Source organism: Longimicrobium sp., assembly GCF_036280135.1.
Taxonomy (GTDB): Bacteria; Gemmatimonadota; Gemmatimonadetes; order Longimicrobiales; family Longimicrobiaceae; genus Longimicrobium.
This window is the reverse complement of record NZ_DASURI010000372.1, coordinates 1-3,054: the sequence shown is the minus strand read 5'-3', so window position 1 is coordinate 3,054 and position 3,054 is coordinate 1. Positions and strand designations below refer to the sequence as shown.

4 protein-coding genes are annotated in these 3,054 nt (G+C 70.0%); all 4 read right to left on the bottom strand.

Features of this window, described 5'->3' with window-relative positions:
- Positions 1-85: 85 nt before the first annotated feature.
- The gene (locus VFZ20_RS11675; protein ID WP_329684055.1) at positions 86-481 is read right to left on the bottom strand and encodes a response regulator; all 396 of its coding nucleotides are present in this window, start codon (positions 479-481) and stop codon (positions 86-88) included.
- 245 nt (positions 482-726) lie between these two features.
- Complete coding sequence (locus VFZ20_RS11670; RefSeq protein WP_329684056.1) at positions 727-1,305, bottom strand: HD domain-containing protein; 579 nt, start codon at positions 1,303-1,305, stop codon at positions 727-729.
- Between the two features lie 135 nt (positions 1,306-1,440).
- Positions 1,441-1,950: a DUF2283 domain-containing protein gene (locus tag VFZ20_RS11665; RefSeq protein ID WP_329684054.1), complete on the bottom strand. Its 510-nt coding sequence runs from the start codon at positions 1,948-1,950 to the stop codon at positions 1,441-1,443.
- 109 nt (positions 1,951-2,059) lie between these two features.
- Positions 2,060-3,054, bottom strand: a 995-nt coding sequence (locus VFZ20_RS11660; RefSeq protein WP_329684053.1) for a helicase HerA-like domain-containing protein, incomplete at its 5' end; no start/stop codon positions are given.

The following is a 3,054-nucleotide window of genomic DNA, read 5'->3' as shown; positions in this document are numbered from 1 at the left end:
GGAACGGGCGGAGGACGAGACGATGGAGCCCCAAACGGCGAACCCCCGGCGGGCCGGGGGCTCGCATGCACGGCGGAGAGGGCGGCTAGCTCACCAGGGCCGCGCGCTCGCGGCCGCCGTCGCGCTCGGCCTGCAGCACGTCGCGAAAGCCCTGCAGGTCCAGCGGCTTCTTGAAGAAGAAGTCCGCCTCGCGGCGCAGCGTGTTCTCCGCGTCCTCGCCCCCGCAGCCGGCCGTGATCACGATGACCGTGATGCCGTCCTCGCTGAGCGCCCGCACGGCCCGCACCACCTGCAGCCCGTCGATGTCGGGGAGGTAGAAGTCGCAGACCACCGTGTCCGGCTTGAACTCGCCGAGCCGCTCCAGCCCGCGGGTGCCCGTCTCGGCCGTGCAGACGGTGTAGCCCTCCTCGTCCAGGAGGCTCTTGAGCGCCTCGCGCGCACTGGTCTCGTCCTCGATGACGAGTATGCGTTGTGCCGCCATCCTGTGCAACCTCCCCGGTGGCGTCCCCCTCGCGAGACGCGATTCCCTGCCTGGTCCGTCTCCGTACAGGGGCAAGCGGCATGCCACCGAACACCCCCCGAACAGCCCGTCACGGGCCCCGGGGCCACATCCACCTATGTTCAATCTTTGTGAGGAGTTCCACCTCGGCGTGCAGAAATTGTCGAAACCGATGTTTACGGCTCCCGCGCCGCGCTGGCCACCGTTTGGAGGACGGTCCCCGGGGATCAGGAGGACGGCGGATTCGCGGCGCGGGCAGCGGTTTCCTCGTCCAGCAGGGCGCGCAGGGTCTCGATCAGGGGCTCGCCGCGCGTGTAGCGTTTGCCGTAGTCCAGGTTGAACGTGTAGTCAAAGTCCGGCGGGTTGCGCCCCTGATTGTGCTGCATGATGGTTTCCAGCTTGTCCAGCGCCTTGGCCAGCCTGGCTTCGGGCGTCTCGGCGGCCTCGTACTCGTCCCACAGGGCCGTGATGCGGTCGCGGATGGGCGCGGGCAAGGGCTCCAGCAGCTGCAGCAGGTCCGCCCGCTCCTGCGCGGCCTTGCTTTCGCCCGGCACCTGGTGGATGGCGGGGATGTCGCCGCCGATGGCCTCGCCCAGGTCGTGGATGATGCAGATCTGCACCAGCCGGGCAAAGTCCACGTCCGGAAAGGCGTCCCGCAGGACGAGGGCCATCAGGCACAGGCGCCAGGTGTGCTCGGCCACGCTCTCCGGCTGCCCGCCCGACGTCCACGCGCTGCGGTGGGTGTTCTTGAGCTGCTCCGCCGCGCGCAGGAACCGCAGCACGCCGTCGATCTCCGTCGCGTTCATCACGAATCCGTCCCTGGGTTCAGTCCGGCCGCCCCGGCCGGAGCCGGGAAGGATGGCGCCCCGCCGCCCGAAGCTCAACCCCATACGCACGAAGGGCCGGTCCAGTCGACCGGCCCTTCGCCCGCGAATCCGCCGTCACGCGGCGCCGGCTGTGATCCGTTCCGCCTGCACGGAGGTGATGGGAACGGCATCCGCCAGGTTCGCATCGGGAGAGTACGCGGAGATCGTCAGGAACGCCGAGACCGGCTCGCGGAGGAGCAGCGAGAGGGCCAGGTCGCGCATCTCGTCCGACAAATCGGCCATCCCGGTCAACGCGAAGCTCCGCGGTCCCATCGGCGTCCGCTGCGCCAGGAGCGAGTAGTTGAACACGGTCAGCCCCACGGCCGTGCGCTCCGCCGGGTCAACGCGCAGCAGGATGTTCTCGTTCAGCTCGAGCCCCGTCGCGCCGCGGCCCGGAGCGAACGCTACATGGAGCGTGTCGCTCGGCTCATCGTACCGGATGGTCAAATGCGACATGGCTGAGGCTCGCTCGAAGAGGAACGGTCGATCGACTTGATCAATGTACCGCGCGCAGAGCCCGAGCGTGAAGACTGACTCCGTGGACGGGAGAGAAGATCCTTCGGTCGGCGCCAGGGTCAGGCGCACAGGACGGATCCGGCGGCGCCTCCCTCAGGATGACAGGTTGTTGTCAGAATAGAGAATAGCCGCGCATCGGATGGCCCGATACGCGGCTGGGACTATCGAGCGCTGGCCGCTATCGCTTCTTGCCGCCGAGGAGGGCGCCGATCAGGCCGCGGGCCAGGGTGCGGGCGAACGACTTCGTGGCGGGGGCGCCCAGCACCTTCTCCAGCGTGCTCTTCTGCTGCCGGCCCCGGCCGCCGCCGCTGCTGGAGCGGCTGCGCGGGGCGTCGTCCGCGGAGGGACGGCGGGGCGTGCGGCCGCCGCGGGGAACGTCCGGAAAGTCGTCCTTTGCCTCCTCCGCTTCCGCCTCTTGGGCCCGGGCGGCGCGCGCCTCCAGCATCTCCCGGGCGCTCTCGCGGTCGATCTCCGCGGCGTACTTGCGCACCTGCTCCGACGCGGCCAGGCGCTGCCCCAGCTCCTCCGGCGTGAGCGGGCCCATGCGCGACGCCGGCGGCACCATGCGCGTGGCGAACGGCTGCGTGGGCACGCCCGCCGCCGACAGCGTGGTCACCAGCGCCTCGCCGGTGCCCAGCGTCGTCAGCGTCTCCTCCACGTCGTAGAAGCTCGTCCTGGGAAACGTCCGCGCGGCGGAGCGCAGGGCCTTTTCGTCGTCGGGGGTAAACGCGCGCAGGGCGTGCTGCACGCGGTGGCCCAGCTGCCCCAGGATCTCGGCGGGGACGTCGCGGGGGTTCTGCGTGACGAGAAAGACGCCCACGCCCTTGGAGCGGATGAGGCGGACCACCTGCTCCACCTGGTCCTTGAGCGCCTTGGACGCCTCGTCGAACAGCAGGTGCGCCTCGTCCAGGAAAAAGACGAGCCTGGGCTTGTCGACGTCCCCCACCTCGGGGAGCGAGTGGTACAGGGTGGCCAGCATCCACAGCATGAAGGTGCTGAACAGGGCCGGCTTGTCCTGCACGTCCTGCAGCTCCAGCACGCTCACGACGCCGCGGCCGTCCGGCGCCGTGCGCATCAAATCGTCCAGGTCCAGCTCCGGCTCGCCGAAGAAGCGCTCGGCGTCCTGCGCCTCCAGCTCCAGCAGCTCGCGCAGCAGCACGCCCACGGTCTGCC